The organism is Pseudomonas sp. 21615526, from assembly GCF_013386245.1.
Lineage (GTDB): Bacteria > Pseudomonadota > Gammaproteobacteria > Pseudomonadales > Pseudomonadaceae > Aquipseudomonas.
Genome location: NZ_JACAOM010000002.1, coordinates 171,442 through 186,776 on the forward strand (window position 1 = coordinate 171,442; position 15,335 = coordinate 186,776).

Sequence of the window (15,335 nt, forward strand, 5' to 3'; positions counted from 1 at the left end):
CCAGTGAGCTGGCAATTATGAACTGTAGATAGATCGCTTGGGCCAAGTGCCGTTGGAGCCGACACCGTCCGCAGGGCGACCAAGCATTGGTAGCCCTGCGAGCTTGCTAAGATTATCTTAAGGTTGTGACGAGCTACCGAGACCACCGGCATCTCTTTCCCGCTTCCTTTTTGCGGACTGATACACTTCAGAAAATATTGCTAGAAAAGTTATTGATATGTATATGATGAGGAATGTCCTGAATTGTAGGTTTAAGAAGTAGCTTGCTATAAGCGCGGCGTATATGTTTAGTCCTGCGTTTATTCCGTGAATTGTAAGCAAGGACAGGTGGTCTATCTCTGCTATGGATTTCTGTTTTGCATGCCCGCCAGTCTCTGAGACTATAGATATTACATAAGGTGCGAGTAATCCGGGTAGAGTAAGTGCGCTGGATATTATTAGTATTTTCAATAAATCTAAGCTGCGAAATAGCTCTTCGTTAAAGTAAAAAATTATCAACGATCCTGGGGCTAGGGTTGCAAAAACCCCGATTACAAGTGATATCGTTGTTGGTAAGTTCAGTACTTTTAAATTTTCTGATAGTGACAATGCGCAGACTCCGTTCGGCTTCCAATGTTTCTTACGATTGTTATTGTAGCTAACTTTCTATTTTAATGGGGTAATTACCTTGGGGCCATGGTTTCTGGCTTTCCCGACATCTTTGTTGACTCTGAACCACTCAAATACCTCTGCAGGTTCGCTCTGGTGCAGCACAATCTGTTCGGCGCGCTCCTTGGGTGTGGCCGGGTCCAACCATTCCCTGGCCAAGTCCGCTTTCAGCACGACGGGCCGCCGATCGTGGATGTCCACCATGCCGCCGGCGCTGTCTGCGGTAATGATCACGAACCCGTCATGCTCACCCGGGCCTTCGTCGGCATCGGGCAGGTGGCCTATGGCGGCGCATAGCACCGGCGCGCCATCCCGCCGGCGGATCAGGTAGGGCTGCTTCTTCGGGCCACCTTCGTCCACCCACTCAAACCAGTTGTTTACGGGAGTGATTGCCCGGTACGGCCAGATCGCCCTAAAGAACGGACCGTGGGCCACCTTCTCGACGCGGGCATTGATCGGCGCGGCGCGGTCCTTGGCCCAGTGTGGCCGCCATCCCCAGCGCACCAGGTCGGCGTGTAGCAGATCGCCCTGCAGGTGGAGCAGGGCGACTTGGGTGGACGGCGCCACGTTGTACCGCTCCAGGGGCAGCTCACCCACGGAGTTCGCCAAGGCATTGGGCATGCTCAGCGCTGCAACGAAGTCGTGAATGCCGCTGTACTGGGAAAGTCTTCCGCACATGGCCAAGCCCTCAATCTGAAATCTGAGCTTAGACGATGGTTTTCGGGCGGGACATCAAGTCGTTCAGCATCCCGCGCAGCCTCTCGACTTCGCGCACGTTGACTCTTTCTGATGTTTTGAGGGTGTCGATCTGCTTACGCATGACAGCTGCTTCGGCGCCGCGCTGCCTTAGATATCCTGAGAATTCGTCTTTCTTTGCCTGCGCTTCAGCCAGCATCGCGACCAGGCCGAAGATGTCCGCCCTGGCCTTGCGTAGCTGCAGGTTAAGTTCCTGGATCTCATTCTCCAGTAAGCGGGCGTGCTGTTTGTGCATTTCGAGAGGCGTGGGTATCCCAAGCCACCCGCAGGTGTCTTCGTCGATGTTCATGGGATGTGATTCCGAATACTGTATGTGCATACAGTAATCGAGGCGCGGTAATGCGCTAGTCGTTCGCCGACGAACTGCACGTTTACCCGACGATCAGTCAGGCGCCATGAGGACGGCCAGGGTCAGCTTTATGAACTCTTCGTTCTCGTCAATGGTGTGCAGAGCGCCGCGTATGTTCTCAGCCACATCGGCGGAGCCACGCTGCTCGACCCAGTTCGATAGCTCCATGATGGAAGCTTCAATGGCCAGCTGGTTTTCGTAGAGCTTGGAGAGCAGGGAAGGGAGCAGGTCTGAGTTGGGCATCGGCGTTCCTCTGGTGAAGTGAACAGCTTAGCAGTCGGCGTTCTTTGGGTGGTTTGTGTTCGGTCGGCAGGACGCCGGGGAGGGGTTAATTCCTTTCCGCAAAAAAATGCCGGCCCTTGAATTTGCTGGGCTGTAGAGGGTCATTTTTATCTCTGATGCGGAAAGGAATTGCTTCTATGTCTATGTATTTAAAGGATTAGTTTTCGGACTTAAAATCCCCCGCTCGTAAGGGCGTGCCGGTTCGATTCCGGCTTCGGGCACCATCTAAAACCAAGGGTTTGCGGGCGAAAGCTGATGCAAGCCCTTGTTTGTTTCCGGTCGGCAATTGTTCAACAGGTCCGCAATCCACTTCGTTTGCGAGGCTTCCTTGCCTTCTGCGTTGCAGATGCACCGCCCGGTCATCGCAACAGTACTGCGCTACCTCAACCTCAGTTCTTCGCGCGGCTCAATAGAAATTCGTACCGGCGCTTATCGATAAAGATCGAATAACGTAATCCTCCGTCGCCGCTCGGCTGAAGAATGCTGTGGGTCTTGGATTTATGGAAAGGGTGGCTGTAAAGAGAGGGAAGGTCTGAATAGGCATAGCTTTCAAAATGCAGTTCGTCGCCTACCCAATGCACCTCGTTGTACAGGAAGTGCCAGTTTTTGCTGGAAGCCATGTAGAGGTAGGCACTGCCGTTGGGACCCATGATGACTTCTACCTCCAGCTCGCCTTTGTCATTTGCCCACTTGCCAATATATCGCTCCATACCGGAGTGGGCAGGTATCCCGGGATCCGCTACAAAATCACTGGCCTTGAAAGGGGTTTTGCGCGCAGCTTCAGCGGCGGCGTTTGGATAAAGGGCACACAGCGGTGCGACGTTACTGACTTTTACGTAGTTGAAGGTCAGGCTCGTATCCGAAACATCCATGCTCAGCGTCATGGTCTGCGGGTCGAATGCCAGGACCTTCAGGTCGAAGTTGTCTGAAGGTGATTTGAGATGGATGACCTTTCCATCGTCGGACACCTTGAAGTCGCTCACTTCTTTTTCCTGGTGCTTCCCGGGTTCAGCGCAGTTGAATGGATGCAAGGTGGCCTTGGCATCTGCGCTGTATTCGACCACGTTGGCAATTCCGTTGCGCAGAGGAACCATGGCCCAGATGCCAACTACGTTATCTTGAGTCGCCAGCGCGTGCGTCGAAGGCTTGGCGCCATGGTTGGCACACCCGGTCATCATCAAGGTGGCCAGGGAAATTGTCAGAACGTTGATCCGCATCGGGCTTATCCATAAGAGTGTTCGCATTGATCCATCTGTCGCGGTTGGCGACCTTCTGGCAGGCAAGCATCATAAGGGATCGTTACGCTACGGTGCAGACCCAGAGGTGATTCTGCCGATAGGGCGCGCGGGTGAAGTGAACATCTGAAACCAGATGCATGCCTCGCTCTTGCAGGGCTTCGGTCAGTTGTACGAGTGTCTCTGCCTGGATAGTCATTGCTGTTACCTCGTCAGATTTACTGCGTTCATAATTCTTGACCGGCCGGGCAACTGGCTAATTCAAATTTTCTACAACGTTGATTGACGTGTGGTTGCTTCAGTTCTTTTGCTCCCGATCTCAGGATAAGCGCGACCTGAAAATATGCGGGCAGTGGTGCTCATTCACCCGAGGTGACCTACAGTGAGACATCGCGCCGGAATGACATGAGGAGATCCTATGTCCACTTTCAAGCTGACTTCGCGCATCTTCAGTACGCCCCGTCACACAACGCATTATCTGGAATCGGGACCTGCCGATGGGGCATTGATGATGTTCCTGCATGGCTGGCCCGAACTCGGTTTGATCTGGCGTGCACAGATGGAAGCGTTCGCTGCCCAAGGCTGGCACTGCGTCGCACCCGACATGCGCGGCTATGGCGGCTCTTCGGCGCCGGCCGCGATCAATGCGTACACGATTGAAAACATCGTGGCAGACATGACGGAGCTGCATGACCATCTCGGTGGAACGCCCGCCATCTGGGTGGGCCACGATTGGGGCAGCGTCGTGGCCGGTGAACTGGTCGCCCATGAACCTTGGCGCAGCCGCGGCGTTGTGCTGGTTTCGGTTCCGTACTTTCCTTCCACGAACGCGCTGGCGACGCTCATACCGCTGGTTGACCGAGGGATTTACCCGGTCGACCAGTATCCAGACGGCCAATGGGACTATTACCGCTACTACAACACGCATTTTGCGTCCGCCGTGGCTGATCTTGACGCGGACAAAGCAGCATCGCTGGCGTCGATTTATCGAAGAGGCGACCCTGCAAGCATCGCCAGGGTCGCCTCCAATGCCGAAGTGACCCGCAAAGGCGGGCGGTTTGGCGAAGCGCACCGGGCTCCCCCGACCCCACCAGACCCGGCGCTCTGGCCCGAGACGGACTTCGCGGCACTGGTACGCACGTTCGAGGAACATGGTTTCCGCACGCCCTGCGCGTGGTATCTGAACGACGATGCCAACATCGAATACGCCCATCGCGCACCCAATGGCGGCCGCCTGTCCATGCCCGTCCTGTTTGTGAACGGTGATTACGACCCGATGAATACCATCAACGGCAATCAGTTGGGCGATCCAATGCGCGCGGCCTGCGCAGACCTCACAGTGGCGAGCCTGCCTGGTGGGCATTGGCTGCCAGTGGAGTGCAAGACCGAACTCGTTGAGGCCATAAGTCGCTGGCTGATGCTCGCGAAATTCGTGCCCCATCAGTAAGCCCGGATCACACCTTGGGATGGGTGAGTCGGGTACCGGCACGCGTGCCGGTAGTCAGCGTCGTGGCTTGTGATCAACTGCGTTTTGGCTTCTTTCTTGACCGGGTTTGCCGTGATGAGATCTCGATCCACGTCGGCGCATGATCACTGGCATGCTCTTCACCCCGTACCCATGCATCTACGCCGACGTTTTTTAGGGACGGGGCGAGTACCGGGTTGAGCAGCAGATGGTCGATGCGCAGCCCGGAATTCTTCTGCCAATGCTGACGGAAATAATCCCAAAACGTGTACACCCGCTCTCCCGGGTACAGGTGCCTCAGCGAGTCGATCCAGCCCTGGGAAAGCAGCCTTTGAAAGCACTCACGGCTTTCTGGCTGGAGGAGGGCATCCTTGAGCCATGAGCGGGTGTTGTAGATGTCCAGGTCGGTGGGCACCACGTTGTAGTCACCGGCCAGGACCACCGGATGTTCGCTGGCCTGCAGTGTTGCAGCGTGGGAGATCAGGTGTTCGAACCACGCGAGCTTGTAATCAAATTTTGGCCCGGGTTGCGGGTTTCCGTTGGGCAGGTACAGGCATCCGACAATCACGCCATGGACAGCCGCTTCCAGGTATCGAGACTGCGAGTCGTCCTTGGCTCCCGGCAGGCCCTTATGGATCAAAAGGGGTTCGGAATCCCGCGCGAGAATTGCCACTCCGTTCCAGGATGCCTGGCCATGGTGCAATGAGCCATAGCCCGCCGCCTCAAGTTCTCCAGCGGGGAACGCGTTGTCTTGCGCCTTCAGTTCCTGCAGGCAGACGATGTCCGGGCGCTCCTTTTCCAGCCACTGCAGAAGGTTGGGCAGTCGCGTCTTTATGCCGTTGACATTGAATGTCGCGATCTTGAGGTTCTGCATGGCGTCGGTCCTTCAATGTGCCGGGTGTTCGGCCACCGTGGGGGTAGGGGGACTACCCTTGCTCATTTGGCGATGTCCCCTATACTGGTTTAGTCGCAAAGCCTCTTTTCGACTACACCAAACCTGTGTTGCTCCATAAATAACAGGAACCGGTCTTTGAACGACCATTGGTGTCATTCGTGAACCGCCTGGGCAAATCCCGCAGCAATCACCTGCCTGTGTGAAACGCCCGGCGGTCGACTTTACCCGACCTTGATGACCACTTTGCCAAAGGCGCCCCTGGCCAAGTGTTCGTATGCCTGGCGCGCTTGATCGAAGGCGTACACACGGTCGATTACCGGGCGAATCCTGTGCTCGCTCAGGAACGCGTTCATGCGGTCGAACGATGAGCGCGGCGCTACGGCAATGCCGCGAATGGTTGTTTGCCGGAATATCATCGGCATCAGGTTCAATGCAGACGTCTGGCCCGTCAGGAATCCGATCTGGGCGATACGTCCACCGACCCTGGTCGCGGCGATCGATTGATTGATGCCATCTCCGCCTGCGACGTCCAGGAGCAGGTCCACGCCCTTGCCATCGGTGAGTTTCAGGACTTCCTCTGCCCAGCCAGGATGCGTGCGATAGTTCACACTGGCGACCGCCCCCAGTTTTTTCATAGCCTCCAGATTTTCATCCCGACTGGAGGTGACAATAACCTTGGCGCCGAGGGCGGTTGCGATTTGCGCAGCGAAAACCGAAACCCCACCGGTACCTTGAACCAGCACCGTTTGGCCCGCCTCGACCTGGCCGAAATCAACCAGCGCGTACCAGGCCGTCAATGCGGCAATCGGAAGAGTCGCGGCTTCCTCATCCGACAGGTTGTCGGGGACACGTACTGCGCTGTCCTCATGGATGATCATGTATTGCGCCAGGCCGCCGGGCAAAGGCGAGCCGAAGCAGTAGTCGGGTTCATCCGGCCCAGGCATGCCGTCCAGCCAGCGGGAGTAGAGATGCGAGTTGACCCGGTCGCCAATAGCGAAACGGCTGACACCGTCACCTGTTGCTACGACAACGCCTGCCGCGTCGCTGACGGGAATCAATGGCTTGGGCACCTTGTGGGGCTCGTAGATGCCATCGACGATGGCCTTGTCCCGGAAGTTCAGCGAAACGGCCCCCACCTTTACCAGCAGCTCTCCCGCCTTGGGGACGGGGGTCTCGGCGTCCCCTTGTACCAGGTTGTCCAAACCGAAATCTTTCAGAAGCCACGCTTTCATTTTCTGTCTCCAGCAACGGTGAATGGGCAGGGGAGGCAAGTGCCTCCTTGTTGTTGGGGCCATTGTTGAGGTTTCGCAGCGCGGCATAAATGGGCAGAATCCAACAGCATTGTTATTCTGGAGAGTAACAATCAACCCTTCACCGGCTTCCCGAGGACGAGACGTATGGCGCTTCTACAGTCGATGCAGGTATTTGCCAAGCTGGCGGAGTTGGGCAGCTTCACAAAAGTCGCGGAGGCGACGCAGACCGGCCGTCCCTATGTCACGCGCACTATTCAGGAACTGGAGGCGTCCCTGGGTGTGCGCCTGTTCCAGCGCACGACGCGTAAAGTCAAGCTGACGGCTGAGGGCGAACGATTTTACGAGCGTGTCAAAGAGATTCTGGCCACCATCGCAGAAACCACTTCCATGTTCGACCGCAGTGGCTCGACGCTGAGTGGGCGGCTTCGGATTGATATTCCCACGGCGTTTTCCCAGCACGGGTTCATGGAAAGCCTCAGGCAATTTACCGAGGCATTTCCCGAGATCGAACTGGCACTCGGCGTGACCGACCGCAGGGTAGACCTGGTGGCGGAAGGCATCGATTGCGTATTGCGAATCGGTGATCTCCCGGATTCCAGCCTGGTAGCCAGGGAAATAGGCAGCGCAATCATGGTGACCTGTGCATCTGCAAGTTATCTCCAGGCCTACGGGGTACCGGAAACCCTGGCGGACCTTGCCGGCCACCGGTGCGTCGGCTTTCTTTCGGGTCAAAACAACAGGCCGCTGCCTTGGCACTTCTCGATGGCGGGCGATGACCATCCACACACTCCACGCGGCGGTATCACCGTGAACGAGTCCAACGCATACGTTCAATGCGGTGTTGCAGGCTTCGGCATTATTCAAGCACCGGGGATTACCGTCGGGGCGTACCTCGCCAGTGGAGAACTGGTTGAAGTACTCGGCGCACTTCGTCCGACACCGCGCCTGGTTTCCGTGCTTTACCCCAGCCGATCCCATCTTGCACCCCAGGTGAATGCATTTGTGGATTGGCTGAAAAAGCACTTTCCGGTTGTGCACCCCGACTGGTTCAACGCTCACTGATCCAGCACAAGCACTTCGCGGCAGACCGAGAGGGGGCAGGTTGTTCAGGCGGGCTGTCGGAACGTATGATCGCAGCGAGCGCCCTTTTCCGGGCGCTGAGACTCACCCTTTGAAGGACATGAGCATGGAAAAGCACTTCGGTAATTCAGGCCTGTTCAAGGCTGCTTCGTATCACTGCAACACGCTCCTTGGCAGCGGCATTGCTCGCTGGGAGCTGAAAAATATTGCGTTGAATACGAAGGAGTTTTTGATATGTCCAAAGAACTACTCGGAGTTTCTGCTCTAGGGTTGATGGTGGTGGGGGAGTTTTGTGCAATCTACAGCGAGGTGGTAACCGCCAGGCTTGCCCAGACAGGGCATGGTTCATGGGAGGCGTTCGTCCTTCCCGTTGTGCTGATGTGTTTTGCCGGGCTTTGCCTGTTGGGTGCGTATTGGCTGGGGTACGTGGCGGTCGGTGATATCTGGGTCGTCACCGTGGTCTCAGTCACCTCCCTGTTGCTGCTTGAGCCCGTGGTGGTCTGGGCGCTGTTCCATGAAGCACCAGGGCGTGGCGCACTGATCGGGTTTGTCCTCGGCGCCTTGGGCATGCTTGCTACTGTATTGCTTTGACTCCGCCCTCTGGCCCGGCAATCAAACGCCGGGCCAGCTCGCCTCAAATGGTCACAGCTTCATCTTGAAGCCTGTGTGGGTTGGCAAGAACCCCAGGGACTCATAAAACCTATGAGCATCTGGCCGCGTACGATCACAGGTAAGCTGGATCAGTTGGCAGTGGCGCTGACGTGCTTGCTCAAACGACCATTCGAAGAATTGCCGGCCCAATCCGCTCCCACGCATTCGCTCGTGCACGCGGACGGCTTCGATTTGAGCTCGCCATGCGCCCCGATGAGAAATATTCGGAATGAAAGAAAGTTGGAGAGTACCGACCACCTCTTCATCAGCCACAGCGACGGCAAGAAACTGGTTCGGGTCTGCGTTGATGGCCTCAAACGCTCGTGTGTAGGAACTCTGAAGCGGAAGACTGCTATCTTCTCGAACAGCCCCCAGGGAGTCATTTGCCAGCAGCAAAACAATGAAAGGCAAGTCGTCGATACTGGCGCGTCGTATGGTCAGATTCGTCACAACGGTTTCCTGAGGTGCGGTGGTATAGAGGAACCCAGCCGATGGGGGCATTCGCATCCAAACATAACATTCATCCACGGAGCAACGAGCCCATGTCAAATACCGCTGGCATGTTCATCCGTCAGTTCTTTCACGGTACCCGGGCCGACCTGGAGCCGGGCGATCTGATCCGCGTCGGCTACCCGTCCAACTTTACAGAAGGTAAAGCACTGTCCTGGGTTTACTTTGCGGGCACGCTGGATGCCGCCATCTGGGGGGCTGAGCTGGCGCTCGGCAGTGGGCGGGAACGGATTTATGTTGTGGAGCCAACGGGGGCAATCATGGATGACCCCAACGTGACGGATAAGAAGTTTCCCGGCAATCCCACGCTTTCCTATCGCTCCACTGACCCTTTGCGCGTCGTGGCGGAGGTCACGAAATGGCACGGGCATCCGCCTGAACGGTTGCAGCAGATGAAGGACAATCTTGCGCGCTTGAAGGCCGAGGGTCGCGACGTGATCATTGACTGATATCATCGGGCACAAGCCGGCGTCACCCGATCGCCAAGTGGCTTTCCTTAACTGTTCCAGCAGGTGCTCCCATGCAGAATTCCCCTCCTGAAGGCCTACCTACCTATCGGATCCTGACAGGCAAGGACGATGCCTCCTTCTGTCACCGGGTCTCTGAAGCGCTTGCGCTGGGTTACCAGCTTTACGGCTCGCCAGCGGCAACCTTCAATGGCGAGTACGTGGTGGTGGCACAGGCTGTCGTTTGGAACGCCGATAACAACACTACTGTCAGGAACTGACGCGGGCTTGAATTAAGGTGAGTTCTCTCACTCCTGTCAGGTCAAATGATGAAATTCTCGTCTGTTCGTCTCGTTACCAACCACTTTAAACGGCTCGTTCAGTTCTATCACAACCTCTCGACTGTCGAGCCAAGGCACCTGGCTGACGGGTTCGCTGAAATTCACCTCGACGGCGTCGTCCTGGCCATAGCCGATGAACGCCTGGTCCGCCTTCACAACGATGGACTGGCAGTCGCCGCAAGCAACCGTTCGGCGATCCTGGAGTTTCAAGTGGACGATGTGGAGGCCGTCCTGCTGCGTATCGGTCGGGCTGATGTGGTGATGCCGGTGACGGTCATGCCATGGGGCAACACTTCGGTATTGCTGCGTGATCCGGATGGAAGCCTGGTCAACGTCTTTTCGAGACCTCGCCGCTGAATCGGTCCGTCGTTGTAGCCAGGTTCGGGAAGGTCGATAACGGGTTAAAGTAATCAGCTTAAGCGCCGATCAATTAACATCGATACCGGAATTGGATATTTGACATGATCACGAACGTCAGCAGTCTCGCTTCAGTACCCGCCAACCCAAGTCCGGCCAGCGTCAGCGATAGCTCCAAGACCGGAGACTCTGGAACCCTGAGTCTCAACCCGGACACGGGTGCCAAAAGTGCGCCCGCCGCAGGTGGCGGCCAGGCGGCATCCACGTCGCAGGAGTCCGACACCGTCAAGGCGCTGAAAAAGCAGATTGCGGAGTTGCAAAAGCAGCTTCAAGAGCAGCAGCAAAACATGCAAAAGGCCCAGGCCAGCAATCAAAGCGCAGACGCCAAAGCGGCCGCCGTGGCTGCCGCCCAGGCGCAGATTGCCGCAACGGCAGCTGCATTGCAGTCTGCGTCTTCGGCGTTGTTGCAGGCACTGACTTCCGACGGTGGAAGCGGTACCGGTTCCATCGTCAGTACCACCGCCTGAGAGGCAGATTTGGTTTTCCACAAGAAGCATTCGTGTACCCACGGGCCATTCTGTTCGACCTGGATAACACGCTGACGCACCGAGCCTTGATTAGCCTCACCTTGCACACCAAACGTCAACGGAACTGCGTTTATGAAATACAGCTGGATCGCACTTGTCTTACTGCTTTGTGCCTGCACGAGCGGCCCCACCCGGGAACAACTGGCAGAACAACGCTTATGGGAATACCAGTTGCTCACTCACCTCAATCACTTCAAGTCGTACCCCGAAGAAGCTCGCCTGCAAGGATTGACCGGCCTGGTCAGGGTTGAATTCGTGGTCGACGCCAAAGGCAACCTGATACGCCACAAAGTCATCAGCCATACAGGTTCGGATCTGTTCGTCAGCGCCGTGGAGCGATTCGTTCCGGCGGCGTCGCCAGTGCCTGCGCCTCCACCCTCAATGCTGCTCAAAGGCGAAATTCAAGTGGTAGCCCCGTTTGTATTCTGCCTGGAGGGCGTGGCCTGCGCCGGCTCACCGCCACGCCGGCTGTAGCTGACCTGCGGATAAATTCCGGGCAAAGAAAAGCCCGCGATGGGGAGCGCGGGCTTAAAGGTTTTCACCAGGAGCTGAGATGACCATAGGCGCCCGACTGTGAAAGGGTTGTGAAAGGGCGCCAGCGCTGCACTCAACTCAGTAGGCGCCCGCGGCCGCCTTTGCGCCGCTGACGATGGCGATCCCGGAGCTGCTGCCCAGGCGCGTAGCACCGGCTTCGATCATCGCCTGGGCCGTCGCCAGGTCGCGCACGCCGCCCGACGCTTTCACGCCTATCTGCGCCCCCACCACGCCGCGCATCAGGCGCACATCCGCCAATGTCGCGCCGCCATGGCCGAAACCGGTGGAGGTCTTGACGAACGCCACGTTCAGCTCGCGGCACAGGCTGCAGGCATGGGTTTTCTGCTGGTCATCCAGCAGGCCGGTCTCGAGGATGACTTTCAGCGGCACCGCGCCGCAGGCCGCCAGCACCTGGGCAATATCGTCGCGTACCTGGTCCAGCAGGCCATCCTTCAGCCAGCCGATGTTCAGCACCATGTCGATCTCGCCTGCACCGGCCTCGATCGCAAGCTTTGCCTCATAAGCCTTGGCTGCACTCAAGCCCGCACCCAGGGGGAAGCCGACGACGGCACAGACCAACGGCGCGGCGTCGCGCAGGCATTCGGCGGCCAGCGGCACGTTGGCGCTGTTGACGCACACGGACTTGAAGCCATGCTCGCGGGCCTCGGCGCACAGTTGGCGAATGCTCGCCTGGGAAGCATCGGCGGCCAGCAGGGTGTGGTCGATATAGGCCGCGAGCGGCAACGGGTCAGTCGGCATGGCAAGTGTCCTGTAAGGATGAGGTGCTGGGAAAAGGCGGTTTGTGTTAAGTTGGATGCATTAAATGTGAAATAAATAACATTGTAAATGGAATTTGTGACTGCCCTGATCAAGGGCTCGCATTCAACGAGGGTTGGAACGCAGTGGATTCAAAGAAAAGCGAAAGATTTCGGGCCATGCACAAGGCCTTGCAGGGCGAGTCGGCGATTCACTTGCGTGACATGGCCGCATTGCTGGGCGTATCGGAAATGACCCTGCGCCGCGACCTGGCAGACAGCCCCCAGGGCCTGCGCCTGTTGGGCGGGCACGTAACCCGCAGCGGGCCGCCGGAGCCCGATTACCAGGTCGCCGAACAGGACCAGCGCCACGTCGCCGAGAAGCGTCAGATCGGCGTGCTGGCCGCCAGCCTGGTGCGCCCCGGCGACACGGTGTTTATCGATTGCGGCACCACCACGCCGTTCATTATCGAGGCGTTGCCGGATGACCTGGAGTTCACCGCGCTGTGCAATTCCCTCAACGTATTGCTCAAGCTCCAGCAAAAGCCCCACTGCACCATCATCCTCTGCGGTGGCACCTTTCATCGGCGCAACATGGTCTTCGAGAGCCATGCCGAGGCGGGCATCCTGGATGGCATCCGTGTGGCGTGGGCGTTCATTTCCGCGGCCGGCGTCAGCGCCGCCCACGGTGTGACCTGCTACAACCTCAACGAAGTGGAGGTCAAGCGCCGGGTCATGGCGCGGGCGCAGACCTGCGTGCTGGTGGCCGACCACAGCAAGTTCGACGAAGTACGTGCGGCACACTTTGCCGAGCTGTCGGACTTCCAGCGGGTGATCAGCGACCCCGGGCTCGAGGCGGCACAGCAGCAGGTGATCAGGGACAGCGGGGCGATCCTGCTGATCTGACTCAAACAGCATTGTGATTTTTATTTCATTTGTTCGGAATTTAACAAATTGGCCTTGACACTCTCGGGAGCAAGGCATAGTTTTTCAAATGTGATCGCGGTTCACATTTGTGAGCACGACCTCCCTGAAGGCCGTGCCCGAATCCTGACAACAATAAAAATAGGAATCACCATGCTCCAGATAGCCCGTAAACCTGTTCATGTGCTGGCCCTTGCACTGGCTGTCGCGGCCTCGGCGCTGGCGCTGAACGCCCAGGCCAAGGATCTGAAGATCGGTTTCAGCCAGGTCACCCTGCAATCTCCCTTCTACGTACAACTGCGCGACGGCGCCAAGGCTGCAGCGGCCAAGGGCGGCGACGAGCTGATCTTCCTCGACGCCAACGGCGATATCAGCAAGCAGAACAACGATATCCAGGACCTGCTGACCCGCAAGGTCGACATCCTCATCATCAATGCCGTGAACCCCGACGCCGTGGGCGCGGCCCTCGACGCCGCCAAACGCGCCAAGGTGCCGGTGATTGCCGTCGACCGCGCAATCAATGCCCCGGTCGCCACCACCATTGGCCGTAACAATGCCGAGATGGGCGAGCTGTCCGGCAAGGCGCTGCTTGCAGCGCTCAAGCAGCGCGGTGTGACCAAGGGCAAGATCATCGAGATTCAGGGCGACGCCGGCGGTACGGTAATGAAAGAACGCCGCAAGGGCTTCCACACCGCTTTGGCCGGCACCGACTTCAAGATCATCGACGGCCCCTACAGCGAGTACATGCGCGCCAACGCAGTCACGGCAATGCAGGATTTGCTGCAAGCGCACCCGGACCTCAAGGCGGTGATCGCGCATAACGACGACATGGCCATGGGCGCGCTGCAAGTGCTCACCGAAAGCGCCAAGAAAGACGTCCTCGTGGCCGGGATCGACGGCTTGTCCGAGGCCTTGAATGCCATCCAGAGCGGCGATCAATACGTGGCCACCGCCCTCAACGACCCACGCTACCTGGGCGAGGTCGCCATCGAGGCGGCGCGGGCCCTGGCGGCCGGCAAGTCGGTGCCGAACTTTGTCGACGCCGGCACCCAGGTGGTGACCAAGGCCAACGTGGCCGAGGTCAAGCATGACTCAACCTTCGGCGAATACCGCCCCGGCGCGCTCTGACGGATCTGCGTCGCCACGCTATGGATTTTTGCGGGCACCTCTTGCGGGAAGTGCCTGGTCGAACGCACTCGTCACTCAACAGAGGAATTCACTGTGAAAGCTGCCGTCATGTACCAACCGGGCGATATCCGGGTCGAAGATGTTCCAAAACCTGCGGTCAAGGCCGGCCACGCGCTGGTTCGGGTCGCCGCCTGCGGCGTGTGCGGCTCGGATATCCCGCGCATGTTGAGCAAGGGCGCCCATGTGATGCCGCTGATTTGCGGCCATGAATTCGCAGGCTTTATCGAAGAGATCGGCAGCGGTGTCGACGGCTATGCCATCGGCGAACTGGTGACTGTGCCGCCGATGATCCCGGACGTCAGCAGCGACCAATATGCCCGTGGCTTTCCGTCCCGCTCGGAGCGCTACGATTACTTCGGCAGCCGCCGTGACGGCGCGTATGCCGAGTACGTCAATGTGCCCCTGAGCAACCTGATCAAGGTGCCCCAAGGCATGGACCCGATTGCCGCGTCCCTGGTGGACCCGGCGGCGATTGCCCTGCATGCGATCTGGAAAGCCGACTTCAAGGCCGGGCAGAGCGGGGCAGTGGTAGGTTGCGGGCCAATCGGCCTGTTTGCGATCCAGTGGCTGCGGATCATGGGGGCCAAGGACATCGTCGCCATCGACATCGCCGAAGAGAAACTCGCCATGGCCCGCGAAGCCGGCGCCACCCACACCCTGCTCAGCGGCGCGGCGGATGCCGAGTTGCCCCGTTGCCAACTGGTGATTGAAGCGGCAGGCCATCCCAGCTCGATCAACCAGGCCGTGCAACTGACCAAGGCTGGCGGGCATGTGGTGTTTATCGGCATTCCCACCAGTGACGTGGCCCTCAGCACTGCGACGTTCTCGCACTTCCTGCGCCAGGAAATCTCCCTGCACGGCGCCTGGAACTCGTTCTCGGCACCGTTCCCGGGCGATGAGTGGACGGCCTCCATCGACAAGCTGGCTTCCGGTGAATTGCAGTGGCAGTTCATGATTACCCACGACTTGCCGCTGGATGAATTGCCGGCGATGTTCAAGCGCTATGCCGATCGCAGCGAAGTCGCGGCCAAGGTAATTTTCCGTCCCTGAGCCGCGTCAGCTGTGTGTCGCCAAGCCCG

At 58.2% G+C, this 15,335-nt stretch carries 20 protein-coding genes; 12 read left to right on the top strand and 8 right to left on the bottom strand.

The features are described 5' to 3' along the window. Positions 1–645 precede the first annotated feature (645 nt). From HX786_RS01000 to HX786_RS01015, 4 genes are all read right to left on the bottom strand, one after another. The gene (locus HX786_RS01000) at positions 646–1,326 is read right to left on the bottom strand and encodes an SOS response-associated peptidase (RefSeq protein WP_178911602.1); all 681 of its coding nucleotides are present in this window, start codon (positions 1,324–1,326) and stop codon (positions 646–648) included. Between the two features lie 28 nt (positions 1,327–1,354). Beyond that, positions 1,355–1,693, bottom strand: a complete 339-nt coding sequence (locus tag HX786_RS01005; RefSeq protein WP_178911603.1) for a hypothetical protein — start codon at positions 1,691–1,693, stop codon at positions 1,355–1,357. A gap of 93 nt (positions 1,694–1,786) precedes the next feature. Further along, positions 1,787–1,996, bottom strand: a complete 210-nt coding sequence (locus HX786_RS01010; RefSeq protein ID WP_178911604.1) for a hypothetical protein — start codon at positions 1,994–1,996, stop codon at positions 1,787–1,789. Positions 1,997–2,424: 428 nt separating this feature from the next. After that, positions 2,425–3,252 carry a hypothetical protein gene (locus tag HX786_RS01015; RefSeq protein ID WP_087693924.1) on the bottom strand — a complete coding sequence of 276 codons (828 nt, stop codon included), beginning with the start codon at positions 3,250–3,252 and terminating at the stop codon, positions 2,425–2,427. A gap of 436 nt (positions 3,253–3,688) precedes the next feature. Between HX786_RS01015 and HX786_RS01020 the strand changes: the two genes are divergently transcribed. Further along, positions 3,689–4,717, top strand: coding sequence for an alpha/beta fold hydrolase (locus HX786_RS01020; RefSeq protein ID WP_178911605.1), 1,029 nt, complete (start codon positions 3,689–3,691; stop codon positions 4,715–4,717). Positions 4,718–4,790: 73 nt separating this feature from the next. Here HX786_RS01020 and xth read toward each other — a convergent pair whose 3' ends face one another. Together xth and HX786_RS01030 are read right to left on the bottom strand one after the other, a co-directional pair. Further along, positions 4,791–5,609, bottom strand: a complete 819-nt coding sequence (gene xth / locus HX786_RS01025) for an exodeoxyribonuclease III (RefSeq protein WP_178911606.1) — start codon at positions 5,607–5,609, stop codon at positions 4,791–4,793. 242 nt (positions 5,610–5,851) lie between these two features. Next, complete coding sequence (locus HX786_RS01030) at positions 5,852–6,862, bottom strand: NAD(P)-dependent alcohol dehydrogenase (protein WP_102368990.1); 1,011 nt, start codon at positions 6,860–6,862, stop codon at positions 5,852–5,854. 183 nt (positions 6,863–7,045) lie between these two features. Between HX786_RS01030 and HX786_RS01035 the strand changes: the two genes are divergently transcribed. The 3 genes from HX786_RS01035 to HX786_RS01045 all read left to right on the top strand — a co-directional run bounded on the left by HX786_RS01035 (position 7,046) and on the right by HX786_RS01045 (position 8,554). Beyond that, on the top strand, positions 7,046–7,945 hold the full coding sequence (locus HX786_RS01035) for a LysR family transcriptional regulator (protein ID WP_178903236.1): 900 nt from the start codon (positions 7,046–7,048) through the stop codon (positions 7,943–7,945). 124 nt (positions 7,946–8,069) lie between these two features. Then, positions 8,070–8,231 carry a hypothetical protein gene (locus HX786_RS01040; protein ID WP_166742167.1) on the top strand — a complete coding sequence of 54 codons (162 nt, stop codon included), beginning with the start codon at positions 8,070–8,072 and terminating at the stop codon, positions 8,229–8,231. Positions 8,232–8,236: 5 nt separating this feature from the next. Beyond that, on the top strand, positions 8,237–8,554 hold the full coding sequence (locus HX786_RS01045) for a hypothetical protein (RefSeq protein ID WP_032899360.1): 318 nt from the start codon (positions 8,237–8,239) through the stop codon (positions 8,552–8,554). Positions 8,555–8,605: 51 nt separating this feature from the next. Here the strand turns inward: HX786_RS01045 and HX786_RS01050 are convergent, their stop codons facing one another. Then, positions 8,606–9,064: a GNAT family N-acetyltransferase gene (locus tag HX786_RS01050; protein WP_177008540.1), complete on the bottom strand. Its 459-nt coding sequence runs from the start codon at positions 9,062–9,064 to the stop codon at positions 8,606–8,608. Between the two features lie 92 nt (positions 9,065–9,156). Between HX786_RS01050 and arr the strand changes: the two genes are divergently transcribed. From arr to HX786_RS01075, 5 genes are all read left to right on the top strand, one after another. Beyond that, entirely contained in the window at positions 9,157–9,573 is a 417-nt protein-coding gene (gene arr, locus HX786_RS01055; RefSeq protein WP_023658807.1) for an NAD(+)--rifampin ADP-ribosyltransferase, read from the top strand. Positions 9,574–9,644: 71 nt separating this feature from the next. Continuing rightward, positions 9,645–9,851, top strand: a complete 207-nt coding sequence (locus HX786_RS01060) for a DUF1737 domain-containing protein (protein WP_008435062.1) — start codon at positions 9,645–9,647, stop codon at positions 9,849–9,851. Between the two features lie 48 nt (positions 9,852–9,899). Beyond that, the gene (locus tag HX786_RS01065) at positions 9,900–10,268 is read left to right on the top strand and encodes a VOC family protein (protein ID WP_178911607.1); all 369 of its coding nucleotides are present in this window, start codon (positions 9,900–9,902) and stop codon (positions 10,266–10,268) included. Between the two features lie 104 nt (positions 10,269–10,372). Next, entirely contained in the window at positions 10,373–10,795 is a 423-nt protein-coding gene (locus tag HX786_RS01070) for a hypothetical protein (protein ID WP_178911608.1), read from the top strand. 132 nt (positions 10,796–10,927) lie between these two features. After that, the gene (locus HX786_RS01075; RefSeq protein WP_003207740.1) at positions 10,928–11,329 is read left to right on the top strand and encodes a TonB family protein; all 402 of its coding nucleotides are present in this window, start codon (positions 10,928–10,930) and stop codon (positions 11,327–11,329) included. A gap of 138 nt (positions 11,330–11,467) precedes the next feature. Here HX786_RS01075 and deoC read toward each other — a convergent pair whose 3' ends face one another. Then, positions 11,468–12,148: a deoxyribose-phosphate aldolase gene (gene deoC, locus HX786_RS01080; RefSeq protein ID WP_003207741.1), complete on the bottom strand. Its 681-nt coding sequence runs from the start codon at positions 12,146–12,148 to the stop codon at positions 11,468–11,470. Between the two features lie 143 nt (positions 12,149–12,291). Between deoC and deoR the strand changes: the two genes are divergently transcribed. The 3 genes from deoR to HX786_RS01095 all read left to right on the top strand — a co-directional run bounded on the left by deoR (position 12,292) and on the right by HX786_RS01095 (position 15,306). Further along, entirely contained in the window at positions 12,292–13,050 is a 759-nt protein-coding gene (gene deoR, locus HX786_RS01085; protein WP_008435058.1) for a DNA-binding transcriptional repressor DeoR, read from the top strand. Positions 13,051–13,221: 171 nt separating this feature from the next. Then, a complete protein-coding gene (locus HX786_RS01090) occupies positions 13,222–14,196 on the top strand; it encodes a substrate-binding domain-containing protein (protein ID WP_178911609.1) in 975 nt (324 codons plus the stop codon). A gap of 93 nt (positions 14,197–14,289) precedes the next feature. Continuing rightward, positions 14,290–15,306 (top strand): galactitol-1-phosphate 5-dehydrogenase, encoded by a 1,017-nt coding sequence (locus HX786_RS01095; protein WP_256579610.1) that lies wholly within the window; start codon positions 14,290–14,292, stop codon positions 15,304–15,306. Positions 15,307–15,335 lie beyond the last annotated feature (29 nt).

Excerpts from the sequence above, each read along its gene's own strand:
- HX786_RS01000 (WP_178911602.1), bottom strand. The coding sequence starts at position 1,326 with ATGTGCGGAAGACTTTCCCAGTACAGCGGCATTCACGACTTCGTTGCA.
- HX786_RS01005 (WP_178911603.1), bottom strand. The coding sequence starts at position 1,693 with ATGAACATCGACGAAGACACCTGCGGGTGGCTTGGGATACCCACGCCT.
- HX786_RS01010 (WP_178911604.1), bottom strand. The coding sequence starts at position 1,996 with ATGCCCAACTCAGACCTGCTCCCTTCCCTGCTCTCCAAGCTCTACGAA.
- HX786_RS01015 (WP_087693924.1), bottom strand. The coding sequence starts at position 3,252 with ATGCGGATCAACGTTCTGACAATTTCCCTGGCCACCTTGATGATGACC.
- HX786_RS01020 (WP_178911605.1), top strand. The coding sequence starts at position 3,689 with ATGTCCACTTTCAAGCTGACTTCGCGCATCTTCAGTACGCCCCGTCAC.
- xth (WP_178911606.1), bottom strand. The coding sequence starts at position 5,609 with ATGCAGAACCTCAAGATCGCGACATTCAATGTCAACGGCATAAAGACG.
- HX786_RS01030 (WP_102368990.1), bottom strand. The coding sequence starts at position 6,862 with ATGAAAGCGTGGCTTCTGAAAGATTTCGGTTTGGACAACCTGGTACAA.
- HX786_RS01035 (WP_178903236.1), top strand. The coding sequence starts at position 7,046 with ATGCAGGTATTTGCCAAGCTGGCGGAGTTGGGCAGCTTCACAAAAGTC.
- HX786_RS01040 (WP_166742167.1), top strand. The coding sequence starts at position 8,070 with ATGGAAAAGCACTTCGGTAATTCAGGCCTGTTCAAGGCTGCTTCGTAT.
- HX786_RS01045 (WP_032899360.1), top strand. The coding sequence starts at position 8,237 with ATGGTGGTGGGGGAGTTTTGTGCAATCTACAGCGAGGTGGTAACCGCC.
- arr (WP_023658807.1), top strand. The coding sequence starts at position 9,157 with ATGTCAAATACCGCTGGCATGTTCATCCGTCAGTTCTTTCACGGTACC.
- HX786_RS01060 (WP_008435062.1), top strand. The coding sequence starts at position 9,645 with ATGCAGAATTCCCCTCCTGAAGGCCTACCTACCTATCGGATCCTGACA.
- HX786_RS01065 (WP_178911607.1), top strand. The coding sequence starts at position 9,900 with ATGAAATTCTCGTCTGTTCGTCTCGTTACCAACCACTTTAAACGGCTC.
- HX786_RS01070 (WP_178911608.1), top strand. The coding sequence starts at position 10,373 with ATGATCACGAACGTCAGCAGTCTCGCTTCAGTACCCGCCAACCCAAGT.
- HX786_RS01075 (WP_003207740.1), top strand. The coding sequence starts at position 10,928 with ATGAAATACAGCTGGATCGCACTTGTCTTACTGCTTTGTGCCTGCACG.
- deoC (WP_003207741.1), bottom strand. The coding sequence starts at position 12,148 with ATGCCGACTGACCCGTTGCCGCTCGCGGCCTATATCGACCACACCCTG.
- HX786_RS01090 (WP_178911609.1), top strand. The coding sequence starts at position 13,222 with ATGCTCCAGATAGCCCGTAAACCTGTTCATGTGCTGGCCCTTGCACTG.